The sequence below is a fragment of the Shimazuella kribbensis DSM 45090 genome (assembly GCF_000428065.1).
GTDB lineage: Bacteria > Bacillota > Bacilli > Thermoactinomycetales > Thermoactinomycetaceae > Shimazuella > Shimazuella kribbensis.
In genome coordinates, this window is the sequence record NZ_ATZF01000014.1 from 108,869 (window position 1) to 123,651 (window position 14,783).

Annotated in this window: 17 protein-coding genes; 10 read left to right on the forward strand and 7 right to left on the reverse strand. The window is 40.5% G+C overall.

Going from position 1 to position 14,783, the window contains the following annotated elements:
• Positions 1–915 carry an NADP-dependent oxidoreductase gene (locus tag A3GQ_RS0117565; RefSeq protein WP_028778173.1) on the forward strand — a complete coding sequence of 305 codons (915 nt, stop codon included), beginning with the start codon at positions 1–3 and terminating at the stop codon, positions 913–915.
• A gap of 99 nt (positions 916–1,014) precedes the next feature.
• On the opposite strand, the gene A3GQ_RS0117570 is transcribed toward A3GQ_RS0117565, so the two are convergent.
• Positions 1,015–1,641, reverse strand: coding sequence for a DsbA family oxidoreductase (locus A3GQ_RS0117570; protein ID WP_028778174.1), 627 nt, complete (start codon positions 1,639–1,641; stop codon positions 1,015–1,017).
• Positions 1,642–1,936: 295 nt separating this feature from the next.
• Between A3GQ_RS0117570 and A3GQ_RS0117580 the strand changes: the two genes are divergently transcribed.
• Positions 1,937–2,422: an SRPBCC family protein gene (locus tag A3GQ_RS0117580; protein ID WP_028778176.1), complete on the forward strand. Its 486-nt coding sequence runs from the start codon at positions 1,937–1,939 to the stop codon at positions 2,420–2,422.
• A gap of 44 nt (positions 2,423–2,466) precedes the next feature.
• Here the strand turns inward: A3GQ_RS0117580 and A3GQ_RS0117585 are convergent, their stop codons facing one another.
• Positions 2,467–3,588, reverse strand: coding sequence for an MGDG synthase family glycosyltransferase (locus A3GQ_RS0117585; RefSeq protein WP_028778177.1), 1,122 nt, complete (start codon positions 3,586–3,588; stop codon positions 2,467–2,469).
• A 96-nt stretch (positions 3,589–3,684) separates the two neighbouring features.
• Positions 3,685–3,966: an alpha/beta-type small acid-soluble spore protein gene (locus A3GQ_RS0117590; protein WP_028778178.1), complete on the reverse strand. Its 282-nt coding sequence runs from the start codon at positions 3,964–3,966 to the stop codon at positions 3,685–3,687.
• Positions 3,967–4,199: 233 nt separating this feature from the next.
• Here A3GQ_RS0117590 and A3GQ_RS0117595 point away from each other — a divergent pair, with 233 nt between their 5' ends.
• From A3GQ_RS0117595 to A3GQ_RS0117610, 4 genes are all read left to right on the forward strand, one after another.
• Positions 4,200–4,583: a hypothetical protein gene (locus A3GQ_RS0117595; RefSeq protein ID WP_028778179.1), complete on the forward strand. Its 384-nt coding sequence runs from the start codon at positions 4,200–4,202 to the stop codon at positions 4,581–4,583.
• Between the two features lie 470 nt (positions 4,584–5,053).
• Complete coding sequence (abc-f, locus tag A3GQ_RS0117600) at positions 5,054–6,625, forward strand: ribosomal protection-like ABC-F family protein (RefSeq protein WP_028778180.1); 1,572 nt, start codon at positions 5,054–5,056, stop codon at positions 6,623–6,625.
• Between the two features lie 2 nt (positions 6,626–6,627).
• Positions 6,628–7,515: a Vgb family protein gene (locus A3GQ_RS0117605; RefSeq protein WP_028778181.1), complete on the forward strand. Its 888-nt coding sequence runs from the start codon at positions 6,628–6,630 to the stop codon at positions 7,513–7,515.
• 698 nt (positions 7,516–8,213) lie between these two features.
• Positions 8,214–8,540 (forward strand): beta/gamma crystallin family protein, encoded by a 327-nt coding sequence (locus tag A3GQ_RS0117610; protein WP_028778182.1) that lies wholly within the window; start codon positions 8,214–8,216, stop codon positions 8,538–8,540.
• A 49-nt stretch (positions 8,541–8,589) separates the two neighbouring features.
• On the opposite strand, the gene A3GQ_RS24820 is transcribed toward A3GQ_RS0117610, so the two are convergent.
• A complete protein-coding gene (locus A3GQ_RS24820) occupies positions 8,590–9,186 on the reverse strand; it encodes a TVP38/TMEM64 family protein (RefSeq protein WP_051272012.1) in 597 nt (198 codons plus the stop codon).
• Positions 9,187–9,290: 104 nt separating this feature from the next.
• Between A3GQ_RS24820 and A3GQ_RS0117620 the strand changes: the two genes are divergently transcribed.
• Positions 9,291–9,578: a hypothetical protein gene (locus A3GQ_RS0117620; RefSeq protein WP_028778183.1), complete on the forward strand. Its 288-nt coding sequence runs from the start codon at positions 9,291–9,293 to the stop codon at positions 9,576–9,578.
• Positions 9,579–9,758: 180 nt separating this feature from the next.
• Positions 9,759–10,091 carry a hypothetical protein gene (locus tag A3GQ_RS27300; protein WP_156877798.1) on the forward strand — a complete coding sequence of 111 codons (333 nt, stop codon included), beginning with the start codon at positions 9,759–9,761 and terminating at the stop codon, positions 10,089–10,091.
• Positions 10,092–10,204: 113 nt separating this feature from the next.
• Here the strand turns inward: A3GQ_RS27300 and A3GQ_RS24825 are convergent, their stop codons facing one another.
• The 3 genes from A3GQ_RS24825 to A3GQ_RS0117650 all read right to left on the reverse strand — a co-directional run bounded on the left by A3GQ_RS24825 (position 10,205) and on the right by A3GQ_RS0117650 (position 12,929).
• Entirely contained in the window at positions 10,205–10,963 is a 759-nt protein-coding gene (locus A3GQ_RS24825) for a cell wall hydrolase (RefSeq protein WP_051272014.1), read from the reverse strand.
• Between the two features lie 164 nt (positions 10,964–11,127).
• On the reverse strand, positions 11,128–11,736 hold the full coding sequence (locus tag A3GQ_RS0117645) for a superoxide dismutase (RefSeq protein ID WP_028778186.1): 609 nt from the start codon (positions 11,734–11,736) through the stop codon (positions 11,128–11,130).
• A 71-nt stretch (positions 11,737–11,807) separates the two neighbouring features.
• Entirely contained in the window at positions 11,808–12,929 is a 1,122-nt protein-coding gene (locus A3GQ_RS0117650) for an HAD family hydrolase (RefSeq protein ID WP_028778187.1), read from the reverse strand.
• 213 nt (positions 12,930–13,142) lie between these two features.
• On the opposite strand from A3GQ_RS0117650, the gene A3GQ_RS25830 reads away from it, so the two are divergent.
• Both A3GQ_RS25830 and A3GQ_RS24835 read left to right on the forward strand, forming a co-directional pair.
• Positions 13,143–14,234, forward strand: coding sequence for an SH3 domain-containing protein (locus A3GQ_RS25830; protein ID WP_051272017.1), 1,092 nt, complete (start codon positions 13,143–13,145; stop codon positions 14,232–14,234).
• 211 nt (positions 14,235–14,445) lie between these two features.
• Positions 14,446–14,661 carry an NUDIX domain-containing protein gene (locus A3GQ_RS24835; protein WP_051272019.1) on the forward strand — a complete coding sequence of 72 codons (216 nt, stop codon included), beginning with the start codon at positions 14,446–14,448 and terminating at the stop codon, positions 14,659–14,661.
• The last annotated feature ends 122 nt before the right edge of the window (positions 14,662–14,783 follow it).

Consider the following 14,783-nt stretch of genomic DNA (forward strand, 5'->3'; position numbering starts at 1 on the left):
ATGAAAGCTGTAGCAATATCTACTTATGGCTCCCCAGATGTGTTGCAAATCATGGAATTTGAAACCCCTCAAGCTGGTTCAGGTCAAGTACGGGTCCGGATTAAAGCTGCTGGTATTCAACCTTTTGACACTGCCGTACGCAGTACAGGCTGGGAACCTCCCGGTTTGGAGATACAATATCCACAAATTTTAGGTAACGAATTTGCAGGAATCATCGATCAAGTCGGAACTGGAGTTACCGATTTTTCAATTGGTAATGAAGTTCTTGGTTGGGCTTTACTTGCTTGTTATGCAGAGTATGTAGTTGTAAGTGTGAACCAAATTGTTCCTAAACCACAAAATATGTCTTGGGAAGAGGCTGGTGCAATAACAGCTTCTGGACAAACTGCTCACACTGCGCTGAAGGCATTGGGAGTCCGTAAGGGTGACACGGTGCTCATACATGCTGCAGCAGGTGGAGTGGGTACAATTGCAGTTCAACTAGCCCTCGCATGGGGTGCAACTGTTATTGGTACAGCTAGCAACCGTAATCATGACTATCTTCGCTCGCTTGGTGCCATCCCAGTCACTTATGGAGAAGGTCTGGTAGAAAGAGTGGGTGCCCTTGCACCTGATGGAGTGGATGTAGCATTCGATGCTGCTGGGGAAGATGCTTTGCGGGCATCAATGGAACTTGTCAAAAACAAAAACCGAATTGGAACCATTGTATCCTTTGATCTTGCACAAAAATTGGGTGTGCAAATTATTCGCAGCGAGAGAACTGTTGAACGGCTTATGGAACTAATAGAGCTGTATGATCAAGGGAAATTAAACATTCATATCAGAAAATCATTTTCATTACATCAAGCAGCAGATGCCCATAAAGAAATGGAAGCGGGACACGGTCGCGGTAAAATCGTTCTTACCATGGATTAAAACTTGTTGGAATACAGATACAAGATTAAATCATTTGATCATAATATTAAAAACATGAATATTTTCAATAAAAATAGAAAAGAATAATTAAATTCTTTTCTATTTCGCCTCTGCAAATGCTTTTAAAAAGTTCTCTTTGGAGTGAGCCCCAGACAATGCTAATTTATTATCGATCACAAAAAATGGAACACCTGATATATTCAGCTCATTAGCGTTTTGAAGATCTTTCCTCACTTCTTCTTTGTACTCTCCAGCTAATAAAGAATTCCGAACTTGGATTGGGTCCATTCCGACCTTTTCGGCAATAGATACAAGCACATCTAACTCTCCAATATCTTGTCCCTCATAAAAATACGCTTTAAAAATAGCTTCGACCAATGGTAGAGCCACTTTTTCTGGAGCCATTTTGATCAAAGCATGAGATAAGATCGTATTTGGCATACGTGTCACATTCTCAAAGCGAAACGGTACACCGACCGCAGCTCCTGCACCAGTCACTTGTTGAGTCGCTTGGTCTACCATCCGCTCGCTCCCCATTTTTTCCGCCATCACTTCACGAAACCCCCTGCCTTCTTCCGGTAAATTAGGATCTAATAGAAAGGAATGATAGCGAATCGTAACAGATTGGTTGTTTTCTGTTTCCCACTGGGAAATCGCATCCATCATGTTCTTTTTTCCAATCCAACACCACGGGCAAACCGTATCCTGATAAATATCAATAATCATAGCAAAAGCTCCCTTTCGAATATAAGAATAAGATGATTATAACAGACAACTATATAGAAAGTAAGTTACTAAAATATGTTTAGTATTTGGTTACCCAAAGATAAAAATACATATTTCTCTCTGTTATCAGGAAAATTTGGATTCAGCATAACGAAAGCTACGATGAGAACAAAAGCAATCCTTTTAAATGAAAGTATTTATATCGATTACGGAGAGAATAACTCGGATAAGGTTCTAATGGATGATTCAATCGAAAAAAGTGGAACGGCAATAAATTTGGATGGAGGTACAAAACATGCAAGCAGAGTTGAAAAAATTTGAGGGTGGTTGTATTGCCCGCTTTGAACGTCATCTGAAATATTCGGTTGCAAAAGTATGGTCATACTTAACAGAGAATGAACTATTAAAAACATGGTTTTCTGAACTTCACATCGATGAGCTACGGGAGGGCGGTAAAATCAAGTTTGATATGCAGGATGGTACTTTCGAAGCGTTCACCATTCTTGAGCTAAAAAAACTTTCGGTATTGGAGTTTACATGGGGCAGCGATCAAGTCCGCTTTGAATTGCATAAAAACCCGGAAGGATGTTTGCTGGTATTAGAGGAAACCATCAAAACCATAACCAATCACACACCAAAAGATCTTGCTGGTTGGCATGTCTGCCTAGATGTCATTGCTGCCTTATTAGATGACGAAACAATCGAACGAGACAAAGAATGGAAAAAATGGTACCCAAAATATGTAGAAGCAACCAATCAGATAATAAAATCTGAACCATAAAACAGAAACAATCCCCAAACGCTAAAAACGCGGGGATTGTTTTACTAGACCAGTAATTTTGATCTTCCGACCTCCAAAGTAGCTTGTACAATACGTTCAGCTGCATCAGGAGAAACAAGTGGATGAAATCGTTGTTCCATTTTTTGTTGATACATCCGAGATTGGAAAAATTTATTAATTTGTAAACAGACTGTCTCTGGTTTGGTTTTAAATGCTACACGATGATGAACCAAATATTGCTGGTTGGCTTCCTCTTGTCCAGGAAATGCTTCGAATAACAGCATAGGCAATTGTTTTGCCAACGCTTCAGTAATCGTAACGCCCCCTGGTTTGGTAATAAGAAGATCAGCTGCTGTCATAAACAGATCCATATCGGAACGATATTTTTCTAATCGTATATGCGAGGGATATCCCTTTTTCTCCAAACGATCAAATAGCGATTGATTCGAACCAGTTAATATTACAAATTGCATATCTGGTAGTGATTCCAATTCATCTACCACTTGTTCCAATGGTCCTAAGCCCAGTCCACCACCCATAACCAAAACAACAGGATCATTTGATGGCAAAGACAAACAAGATCGAGCTTCCAATCTACAAGTACCTTCGTAATATTTTGGTTCAATTGGCAATCCTGTTTCCAACACTTTTACTCCAGAGCGCCAACGCAATCGATCTATTATATTCTGTTTTAACATTTTTTTCGGTACACATAATACATCTGGCACCTCCACCAACCACATCGGATGAAGTTCATAGTCTGTTACTACTCCAATGGTGGGGACTTGTTCCCATTCTGTCGGCAGCAACAACAGCGAAAAAGGATGAGTGGTAACGATTTTGGTTGGTTGAAATTGCTGGAGTCGCGATAATATTTTGGAACGTATGGTTAAACCTATTTTCTCCACCAACTCTTTGGAAACATAACGAACCAATCGGAATTGATACGTCCAATCATACAAGAGATGATAGAGAGATGGAAATTTGACAAGCATACCTTGATAACCTGATTGCAACAGGGGATGGAAGGTCTTAGGAATCAACTGCAAAAGGTCAATCGTATCTGTCATCGTCTCTGGCTGCTGGGAAAATTGTGCCTCCAATGCCTTAGCTGCGGCATTGTGACCTGTACCAAAGCCAAGAGAAAGTAGCAAGACACGTTCCATATTAAATTTGATCCCTCCTTAAAAACCTAACTACCCCCATTATACTGATTTACAAACCCCAAAAAGGGATTTTTTAAAAAAATTAAGATCGGATTTCTATGGATTATTCTTTTGCAGCGATTTGATTGACATCGCAACAAGCTCTTTCACCAGCCGCCCACCCATTGCTCCGCCTACTTTGCCTGCATCTTCGGATCTTAAATCTCGATTGCTTCCTGCTTTTAATGGTACTCCCAATTCTTTTGCCAACTCCATTTTTGCTTCTTCTTTATTGGCAAAAGATTTCCCTAACTCCTCACTGATCAACTTTGTCTGCAAGTTATCTAGCTGGGCTCTCGATCCCGGGACAAGTGGATTTCGTTTTCTTCTACGTGACATCTGAGCTGCACCTCCTACAAATAGTCTGTGAAAAGAAAAAGAAAAACATACGATTCATATGTCTACATTTGTAATAGGATAAGGAATTTCTTAATACAAAAGATAGAAAATAGCGATTTTCTTAAATTTAATTTTTTTCAAATAAAATGATGTCAAAAGAAAAAGAATTTGATAAGATAGATGCAAGCACAACTCAACCGTCCGTTTCGTTTTTTACCTCGGAAGAAGGAAACATGCCTGAGAACACGCAGGGTAAGGGCACGCAGCTGACGAACCTGGGCAAGGCCCTGTTGAAGCTGGCTGTGAAGTCCTACTACTGGGTCGAGCCGAAGCTCGAGGAGCTCAACAACTGGGTCAGCTACAAGACCGCGGCGATCATCGCGGCCCTCTTCAGCGCGACCGGGCTGTTCGTGATCGAGTGGTTCACGGATGCCATGGCGCTCGTGATCCGCGTCGGTCTGATCATCGGGCTGATCCAGACGTTCGTCTGGTACCTCAAGAAGGACAAGGAGGCCAAGCGCGAGGCGGCAGCCAAGCGTGAGGCTGAGGAAGCCGCAGCACGTGCGGCGGCAGCGCGTGCGGCCAACGGTCCCACGGACGGCAACTCCCAGCGGTAAACACGGACGGCGGTCGCTCTCCCTCCCTTACACAAAAGTGTAACGGGAGAGCGGCCCCCAGCAAATTCTAACCTTTCTATATATGCAAGAAAAACCAAGGATACCTATCATCCTTGGTTTTTTATTCTAACCAAAAGCACCTGAAAACAATAAATTCCCGATAAATAAAATAAGATTTTACCATATGTCTAGTTTTCATTTCCCAGGAAAATTCACAATACGCCTTGAATGAATAAAAATATTATGATAGTATGTCACAGATTGCCAAATTGAAAGGGTGAACCAAAAGCCAATGATCTACTAATCCTATTTTCCAAAAAACATTTCAATACGAAATTTTTATCTGGATATAGGGTTGGTCTAGGCTTTTTTTTATATGTAACAAAATCCGTATGCTCTCACACATGGAGTATATGCTCTTTTTGTTATGCCGACCTCCTCTATCCAGACATATGGATGGAGGTTTTTTTATGATAGTAATCGAAGCGAACAACATTTCAAAAACAATCGGTGAGCGTTTGTTATTTTCCACAGACCAACTTCGCATTGCCAAAAAAGACCGGATTGGTCTTATCGGCCGAAATGGTACAGGAAAGACAACTTTATTAAACATATTAACTGGTACGGAACTAATCGATACAGGAGAAATCGAGGGTCACGCAAAAATCGGCATTATTCCTCAAATACAGGAAGCAGAATCCAGCCTAAGTGGTGGAGAAAAAACAAAAGCTGCGATTCAAGCCGCTTTTGCAGGGTCCCCTGACATCGTATTCGCTGATGAACCAACAAGTAATTTAGATATCGAGAGTGTCGAGCAGTTGGAACAAAAATTCCTCCGATTCAAAGGAGCAATGGTAATCATTTCTCATGATCGCTCTTTTCTAAATAAAGTCTGCAACAAAATCTGGGAAATAGAAAACGAGACCATCACGGTCTTTGCTGGAAACTACAGCACCTACACAACATGGAAAGAACAACAGAGAAAAAGAGCAGAAGAACAATATGAACATTATCAAAAAAAGAAAAAACAACTGGAACATGCCATCCTGCTCAAAAAGCAAAAAGCAGAAAAGATGATTAAGCCTCCTTCCAAACGAATGGGCTACTCCGAATCGAAGCTCTGGAAAATGCAAAAAGGCACCAAACAAAAAGGGGTCTATCAATCCATCGATGCCTTAGAAACTCGGATCAGCAAACTGGATAAAGTCGAGAAACCAAAAGACCTACCCGAAGTCAAAATGAATGTACCAAGTGAGTCCATGCTTTCCAACAAAACGGCTATTCAAGTCAAAAATATTGCTGCATCGATAAACAAAAAAATACTCTGGGAAGAAGTTTCTTTTTCGATCCGAACAGGCTCCAAAACCGCCATCCTAGGTGCCAATGGCAGCGGAAAGACCACATTGATCAAACGGCTTCTTCAGCCTGATGATCATATCCAATTGGCCAAAGGCGTAAAGTGGGGGTACTTTAGTCAAAACATTGATATTCTCGATGAATCAAAGTCAATATTAGAAAATGTGCTGGCTACCTCGATTCAAACTCCAGAAATGGTAAGAACCGTATTAGCACGTCTTCTCTTTACTGGCGATAATGTGTTTAAACAAGTGGGGATACTCAGTGGCGGAGAAAAAGGAAAAGTAGCATTCGCAAAAATTTTCCTAAGTGATATCAATATCCTTTTGATGGATGAACCGACGAATTTTTTAGATATGGAAAGTATTCATGCGTTGGAACATCTTCTTACTCAATACGAAGGAACAGTTATTTTCGTCTCCCATGACCGACAATTTATCCGAAATGTAGCAACCGATATCGTGGAGATCCAAAACAAAAGTATCACCTCATTCGCAGGTACGTATGACGCATTTCAACAGAAACATCAAACACCTAGTACAGAACAAGAAGACGAGTTATTGTTGATCGAAACAAGATTAACAGAAGTATTAAGCCTTTTGAGTATTGCTCCTACAGAAGAACTCGAAAAAGAATTTGCAGCCATTATTCAGCAACGCAACGAACTCAAGAAAAGGAGAGTATAAACATGCAAATACATTTTCATGAACAGTCCATCCCTTCTCCTCTAGCTGCACCCTATGGCATAACCATAACAAACAATCAAGAAGTGTGGTTTACTGCAAACAAAGGAAACCGAATCGGGAAAATAGATACAAACGGAAAACTACAGGAAATAACAATTCCTACAGAAAATGCTGGTTTGATGGTCATTACCGCTACATCCAGAGGAGAAATCTGGTTTACCGAAAACATAGCAAACCAATTGGGGTGTATCGATGAAAAAGGAAATATGACAGAATACACCCTTTCGACTGCAAATGCAGGACTTTATGGGATCACAGAGGGACAAAACGGAGAAATCTGGTTTACGGAGTTACTCGCTAACAAAATCGGCAAAATCGATGGAGATGGACATATAACTGAATACCCAATCCCTACATCCAATGCCTATCCTTCTTTTCTAACTTTGGGTTCGGATGGAGCAATCTGGTTCACCGAAAATGCAGCAAACCAAATCGGTCGAATTACACCAAATGGAGAAATAACTGAATTTCCGCTACCAACCGCCCAATCGGGTCCTGTAGGAATCACAAGTGGAAAAGATGGTTCCCTCTGGTTTGCAGCGATAACAGGAAATTACATCGGAAAAATATCGGTTAATGGCGTAATAACAGAATATCCTCTCCCAACAGCAAATGCAAAGCCACACGCCATTGTAGCTGGTTTAAATGAGGACTGTTGGTTTACAGAATGGGGAAGCAATAAGATTGGACGATTGACATGGGATGGAAAAATCACAGAGTATGACATCCCTACTGAAAATTCAGAGCCTCATGGCATTGCGGTTGCAAAAGATGGAAGTGTTTGGTTTGCACAAGAGTGTAACCAGATCGGCAAGTTATACATGGTCTGAAAATTCTGTTATATCCCTTTATTAAAAACAAAAAATGATTTCTTTTCATGTTTATCCGTGACATTGTGTGGATAGGATTCTTTACCCGATCAACGAAAAGCTGTCTCATGGCAAAGCTTCGAGGAGGCAATCCCAACCGAACACGACTTGCCACCAACAGTGCCCTTCTAGGTGCATCGAGCTCACCGACACCACTCATCCGAAGAAGCCCGCTGCGGAGAAGCCGGCATTCGTGGACCTTGAGGGGCGGAGGATCGAGCGTGGCTGCGACGTCGCCACACGATGGGATACGCATCCTGACGTTGATTGCAAAGGCGGCTTTACTGTACCCACAGTAGAAGCCGCCGATCATTTTTCACGCCATTTCCAATATGGATACAAATAAAAGTAAGAGTCCTCCATCAGAGCTAATGATTCAAAGGAGAGTACTTTTTATAGCTAAAAACCACTTCTATTCCGGATATCTTTCTCCAAACGGAATAAAAGTGAGTTGCCATATTTAAGTACCTGCTGTACATTCGAAAAACACGAAAATTTCGCTGGATCACAAAGCCCTATTATGGGCTTTTTTATTTCTTTTCTGGTAAATAGGACACATCTATGCATTGTGTTCACATTAAATTAACAATTTCGAATTAATTTGGAAATATCCTCCTTGTATGATGAAATATATTCTACTTACCCAAGGAGTGTTTCTTATGATAAAAAATCTATTTAACTTATCTGTATTTGCATTAATAGGTAGTTTCTTCATTCTTGATACAGCATCTGCAAATAATTGTCTCACTTTATACGAAAAAGACAATTTCGAAGGGAAACACATTACGATTTGTCAAAGTATTCCCGATTTGAGTAAATTGAAATTTAACGATAAAGTGCGCTCCATGAAAAATCCAGATAGAGTTTGGGTTACACTCTACGAACATAAAAACTATAAAGGGAGCAAGTATTTCACCAAAGCAGCAAGTGAAAATTTCTTAGATCCTATCTTCTCATCGATCGAATATTACACGGAAGAGGTTTAATGTCCCTATATTATAAGCATGAAAGCATAGAGTCATCCAGTGGATGGCTCTATTTATTTGGTGTTTTCATATAAAAAATGTCCTCCCCTAAACTTTGTTCACTCTGTTTTTTGGACTTCCAAATGTAGAAACAAATCACGATACCAAATAGACTTAATAATACTTTCATCAACAATGATCCATTTAGCACCTCATTAACAGCATACACTTCCATCCATAAAGCGGGAATTTTGCCGATGGTGCTAGCTATTGCAAACACAATCCACGAAACACTGCCCAAAGCAGCAAACAATGTGACGAGACTCGATGGGATGAACGGAACAAAGCGAAGGGAAAGAATAAGGAAAAAAGCTTCTTTACCTTTTATATATAACAATCGCTGTATTTTGGGGTGATCCGAAGTTTTCTTTTGCACCAACTTTCGAGCTCCTAGTCGATACAACCAAAATGCGACAAGCGCACCCAATGATTCTCCAATAATGGAAACATGAAGCCCCCCTGAAAAGCCAAAAAGTTTGACATTGAGTACAGTAAGAAAAAAGCTTGGCACAAATCCGGTAATACTGATCACGATGTTGAGCAAAATACTTATGACTTCCGCGAATTCGCGGTAGGTATATAGAAAACTTTCAACCTGATGCTGCATAAAAATCTCCTAACATTTAAAAATTAATTCTAATCAAGAAAAGAATGTTCCTCTATTATACAATGAACATATACCATGTCCGAACTACATGTGAGAGAGTGATGATGGAAGCAAAACATTCTGGATTCATTTCAAGAGTCCATGCCTCCCTTCTAGATCAGAGGAAGAAGGCTGCCCTCTTCGCCAAGGTCGTGATAGCGGCTTTCCTGCTCGTGTATCTGTTCTCTGGATACCCTCACCACATCCTTTCCCTGATGCTGCTGGCAACCTTTGCACTCCACTCGTGGATCAGAGGAGCTGCTGAGAAGCACAGCATGATCGTGGATGTGGTCGCTGGAATGGCAGTGATCTATGAGCTGGGGTGGTACTTCCTGCACTATCCGGCCTTCTAGGAAGGTAAAGTACGGACATACCGATCTCTTATCCTTCAAGGGATGAGAGATCGGATCCAAAATTACATTCCTTCACATAAATTGTTTCTTTTTTGTTCGAAATAAAAAAACATGTTGAAACATCCAGATTGTTATAAAATAAAATTGAAATCGTCCGAACTCTTCCCTTTGGGAGTCGATATGCCGAACAGGGACAAGAAGTCCATCCAGCAGCTCTGGGAGAACCACATCTCCATCCGATTGGTGATGAGCGCTCTGCTCATCGGTTTCGGGAACTTCCTCTGGTACATGAAGCAGGAGGTGTTCATCACAGAGCATCACTTGGCCCTGTCCCTGATCGCGGGGATCGTCCTCATCCCCTCCTTCGAGATGATGCGCAACAAGAAGGTCAACACGAAATCTGGGGAAGGGCCTTCCGAGTCGCTCATCAAGGTACTCGGTCGGACCCTGTATACCCTGTTTTTGTTCGCGGCCATCCTCGTGATGCTGGACATCCTCTTCAACAGGATCTGAGTCCGGGCAATTCCAGTTCTCTCTACCACTGTGTGGGTAGAGAGAACTGGCCCGATAATAATCACTGCCTTCTTGACATAAAAAAAACGAGCATAGTTATCTGCTCGTTTTTCCTATTTAAAAAACACATGTCGACCGATCTTCACTGTATCGTGTTTCCTTGCTTCTTGTTTCATCCAACTAGAAGTCGCTATTTCTGGATTGAAATAAAAAACTGCTCCACTTGTCGGATCCGAGCCACGAAGTGCTGCATAAGCAGCTCGATAAGCTTCTGTACTTGGTTTTAAAGAAAACTGTCCATCACTAACAGCTGTAAATGCTTTTGGTTCATAAATAACGCCTTTAATCGTGTGAGGGAATCCTTTTGTTTCTGTTCGGTTTAAAATAACTGCGGCTACTGCTACTTTCCCTGTAAACTTTTCTCCGCGTGCTTCACTATGAACCGCTTTTGCTAAAAGACGAACTTCTGCCTGTGTTGCATCTACAGATTGACTTTTTACCGAATGATTCTTCTTTTCTGGTTTTGCTTTTACTGGAGTACTCTTTTTTACAGCTTTTGCTGGTTTTACTTGCTTAACCGTAGTTAATTGCTGAAGTTTGCCTGTTGTCTTCGAATCCAAAGTCCCATTGATAGGCAAATGATTATTGGTTTGAAACTGTGCAATTACATTCCTGGTATAAGCATCATATACTTGACTGATAGGTTTTTTATATAAACCCAGCTTCTTTAGACGAAGTTGAGCATCTTTTACTTGTGTACTTTTCTCTGCTTTCGTGTGGATCGAAGCAGAAGTTAATTGAGGTCCTTGTTCAGAAACAAAAATAAAACTGAAGAATGATGATAAAACAAGTATATATTTACTAATAAGCATGTGTGATATCCTCCTCTTTCTTGCTTGGGACAATGGGATTCGGAACACTTGTCCCATTATAAGGGGGTCACCATGCGGAAACTACCGGCAAAGCTTTCCATCCATGAATTGGATTTGACAACACAAAAAACAGCCATGTTATTGGCTGTTTTTTGTGTAAACAATTATTTTGCTGCTTGGTAGCGTTTATTTACTTCATCCCAGTCTACTACATTCCAAAATGCACCAATGTAATCCGGGCGTTTGTTTTGATAGTTGAGGTAATATGCATGCTCCCAAACATCCAAACCAAGAACAGGAGTTGCACCATCTGTAAGTGGGCTGTCTTGGTTTGCTGTAGAGGTTACTTCTAATTTTCCGTCTTTGACAACGAGCCAAGCCCAACCGCTTCCAAAGCGTTTTACTGCTGCATCTGCAAATTTCGCTTTTAATTCATCAAAGCTTCCAAATGTATCATTGATTGCTTTGGCAATCTCACCAGTTGGTGCGCCACCGCCATTTGGGCTAAGGATTTGCCAAAAGAAACTATGGTTGGCATGTCCACCACCATTGTTACGCACAGCGGTACGGATTCCTTCTGGTAGTTTATCTAAGTTAGCAACTAATTCTTCAATGGATTGTTCTGCAACATCTTGACCTTCCAATGCTGCATTTAAGTTATTTACGTATGTAGCATGGTGACGATCATGGTGAATTTCCATGGTCAATGCATCAATATGAGGTTCCAAAGCATTAAAAGCATATGGAAGTGCAGGTAGTTCGTATTTTGGCATTCTAATTCCCTCCAAAAAGTAAGTTGCTATCGTTGTTTCTCCTCTATTATGCGAAAAAAAACTTCTTTTAGTCAAGCCATGACTACAGATCGTAGCTGTCTTACATCATCTAAAATATAATCTGCACCTAGCTCTTCAAATTTTCCACGCGCCTCTTGACCTGTCAATCCAGTAAGGGTAGCCGCAAAATGAAAACCTAGCTTTTGAGCTGCAAGAAAATCTGCAACGGAATCTCCTACCACCAATATGCGATGCCCTTCTTCAATCGGTAATGGATATTGCAAAGCAATATTATCCGCAGCCTCTTTACCCAAAAATCCAAGTAAATATGTATAGGGATGCGGTTTACCTAAAGGAGCTTCTTTTGGGTACTGCTTCTCCGCTAATACAACATCGGTTGCCGTAATAACCCGATTCGGATGAAAATAGTCCAATAGACCCATTTCCCGAAGAGGGACTTCCATTTCCAGCCATGGTCTCCCTGTCCCAATACCTAACGCAATCTGTTTTACTTGCAGATCAGCAAGCAACTGACGCAACTCGGCAAGAGGGGCTAATGGAATCTCTTGAAACAAAAACCCTTGTTTGCCTTTTGTCCGTGTATACCCTTCTTCTTCTAGAAATAACTCTTCACCAAAATACCATTCTTGATAAACCGAACTCCCAATTTCCCAAAGGGTACTAATTCGTGAAAAGTAATCTACCTCTACGCCAAAATGCTCTTTTACATAAGAATTGAAGTATACAAGAAGCTCATCCCGGTTTAACTTTCCATTCGTTTCATCAAAGATGGAAAAGAAAGACCGAAAATCCGGATCAAAACCTCGAATGTATTCCTTTAGTTCAGATAAAGAATCTTCTGTAATGGGGTTGGATAACCACTCTTTAGCATAGCTTTTTTCAACCGCTTTTAGTGCATGCATCAACTGAGCAGTAAACACCAAATAAACCATATCCCAATTGGCATTAATACCACGATCTTTCATCCAATCCAATATGGTATCGTTCTGAAAAACTTTTTTACGGATCTCACGAATCTCTTCTTCTTTTGGAGTTGTCGAAAAAGAATTATCCCTTATATGTAAAAAATGAGGAGCATATAGCAATTCCCAAACAGCTAGGGCAGAAGCATCAAAGCAACGTTCTTCACTTAAAAAAACGCCATCTACGTCAAATAGAATAAGTTGGTACATAAAAACTTTTCAATCCTTTCCCAAATCCTCTAATCCTTCTATCTTAAATGAGTATTTAAGAAGAGTAAAGAAACCTTTCCTTTTTGTACTTTTATTCTCTTAAAAATAACCCGAACTTTTAACAATTAACTCCTCCAAATAAAATGACAATTCGATATGATAGAAATATATCTTCTCATTAAGAGAGGAAGATAATTTTTGGAGGGAAGAAATTTGAGAAAGTTTCGTTTCATTGGTATTTTGGTTGCTTTCGCCATGGTAATGTCTTTTATTAGCTTACCAAAAGAATCCTTCGCATCATCCATTACCAAACAGATCGAAGTAAACAAAGCAACCAATTATCTATATTTATATGAGAATGGAAAAGTAGTAAAAAAATATCGAGTTGCAACGGGTAGAACCAAAGAATTAACACCAGAGGGAACTTTTCCACTTGTCGTTAAAATCAATGGTCCTAGTTGGAAAGACGTTCCGCCTGGTCCAAATAATCCACTTGGTCCCCGTTGGAATGGCATAAGTGTAAACGGTGATAACGGAAGATCTTATGGAATCCATGGGACCAATCAACCAAGTTCTATCGGATCCAATGCATCTAGTGGTTGTATCCGCATGCACAATGATCAAGTAATTGAGCTTTATAACTTGATTTATGAGGGAGTTCCTGTCTGGATTCACTCCGGCACCAGTAATAACATCTGGCGTGGAGACCAGCGTATTGGTTTAAAACCTGCTACGGGTTCTGTAACAACGACAAAATCCACAACAGCTTGGACAGGACCTTCTACTGGTTCTTTTAAAATCACAACAGTAGCTGCGAGAACCACCCTTCCACGCACAGGGGTTTCTGGTAACTATACACAAGTTAAATTATCGAATGGAAAAAAAGGTTTTATTTACAATGGTGACCTGACTACTGGTCTTTCCTTTGTAACTGATACAGGCTACGTACAAGTGACAACGGACCAAGCAAATGTAAGACAATCACCTAATCTCTCGTCCAACGTAATCGAGAAAGCGAAGAAAGGCTCTCTTTACTCTTTGCTAGGTGATAATGGAGAATGGTATCAAGTAAAAACAGCAAGCGGCAAAGTTGCTTATATCAGTCACTTGGTCGCAAAAAAATGGGTAGTAACCGTTACTGCTACTACTGCCAATGTTAGAGCAACTCCTTCTATGAGTGCTCCAGTTGTAGCGAAAGTAAAAAAAGGAACTACCATCACGAAGTTAGGTATGTCTGGAGAGTTTCATAAGATACGTCTTGCTAATGGAACAGTGGCTTATATCCATAATACCGTTGCAAAGTAATCGTATTTAACCAAAATAGGAACCAGTGTGATATTTAAAACACACTGGTTTTTATTTATCAGCATATCTCAATCCTTTTCATGTTCTTTCATATAAAACTACATTTCCATTATGCACATAAGTTTATTTTCCATCTATCCGAAATTATTTCAGCTTACATTTTTTCAGTCAGATTAATTTCAGTCATACTTGTATATTAAGGGGGATTAGAATGATTCAAAAAGTTGTTAGTACAGGTTTTCTAATGAAAGATAACAAGGTTCTAGTTATCCAACGAAGTCAAAAAGAAAAGTTCTTACCAGGATATTATGAACTACCAGGTGGAAAAGTAGATTTTGGCGAAGATCCTGCTGAAGCTTTGGCAAGGGAGTTCAGAGAAGAGTTGAGACTCCACACGACTAAAGTCGTGGGATTCTTAGGTAGTTAGCGCACTCACTCCATTTCTGCTTTGTGCAACTCCCAAGTTCAGGGCTGTCTCATCAGCCCGTCCCATGCAGTTAGAAGTGTACCCACATGGGCGGAACGCCTGTTACCAGCGTTCTAGTCCTC

Excerpts from the sequence above, each read along its gene's own strand:
- A3GQ_RS24820 (WP_051272012.1), bottom strand. The coding sequence starts at position 9,186 with ATGCAGCATCAGGTTGAAAGTTTTCTATATACCTACCGCGAATTCGCG.
- A3GQ_RS0117590 (WP_028778178.1), bottom strand. The coding sequence starts at position 3,966 with ATGTCACGTAGAAGAAAACGAAATCCACTTGTCCCGGGATCGAGAGCC.
- A3GQ_RS0117580 (WP_028778176.1), top strand. The coding sequence starts at position 1,937 with ATGCAAGCAGAGTTGAAAAAATTTGAGGGTGGTTGTATTGCCCGCTTT.
- A3GQ_RS24835 (WP_051272019.1), top strand. The coding sequence starts at position 14,446 with ATGATTCAAAAAGTTGTTAGTACAGGTTTTCTAATGAAAGATAACAAG.
- A3GQ_RS0117570 (WP_028778174.1), bottom strand. The coding sequence starts at position 1,641 with ATGATTATTGATATTTATCAGGATACGGTTTGCCCGTGGTGTTGGATT.
- A3GQ_RS27300 (WP_156877798.1), top strand. The coding sequence starts at position 9,759 with ATGCCGAACAGGGACAAGAAGTCCATCCAGCAGCTCTGGGAGAACCAC.
- A3GQ_RS0117610 (WP_028778182.1), top strand. The coding sequence starts at position 8,214 with ATGATAAAAAATCTATTTAACTTATCTGTATTTGCATTAATAGGTAGT.
- A3GQ_RS24825 (WP_051272014.1), bottom strand. The coding sequence starts at position 10,963 with ATGCTTATTAGTAAATATATACTTGTTTTATCATCATTCTTCAGTTTT.
- A3GQ_RS0117645 (WP_028778186.1), bottom strand. The coding sequence starts at position 11,736 with ATGCCAAAATACGAACTACCTGCACTTCCATATGCTTTTAATGCTTTG.
- A3GQ_RS0117565 (WP_028778173.1), top strand. The coding sequence starts at position 1 with ATGAAAGCTGTAGCAATATCTACTTATGGCTCCCCAGATGTGTTGCAA.
- A3GQ_RS0117650 (WP_028778187.1), bottom strand. The coding sequence starts at position 12,929 with ATGTACCAACTTATTCTATTTGACGTAGATGGCGTTTTTTTAAGTGAA.
- A3GQ_RS0117620 (WP_028778183.1), top strand. The coding sequence starts at position 9,291 with ATGGAAGCAAAACATTCTGGATTCATTTCAAGAGTCCATGCCTCCCTT.
- abc-f (WP_028778180.1), top strand. The coding sequence starts at position 5,054 with ATGATAGTAATCGAAGCGAACAACATTTCAAAAACAATCGGTGAGCGT.
- A3GQ_RS0117605 (WP_028778181.1), top strand. The coding sequence starts at position 6,628 with ATGCAAATACATTTTCATGAACAGTCCATCCCTTCTCCTCTAGCTGCA.
- A3GQ_RS0117585 (WP_028778177.1), bottom strand. The coding sequence starts at position 3,588 with ATGGAACGTGTCTTGCTACTTTCTCTTGGCTTTGGTACAGGTCACAAT.
- A3GQ_RS0117595 (WP_028778179.1), top strand. The coding sequence starts at position 4,200 with ATGCCTGAGAACACGCAGGGTAAGGGCACGCAGCTGACGAACCTGGGC.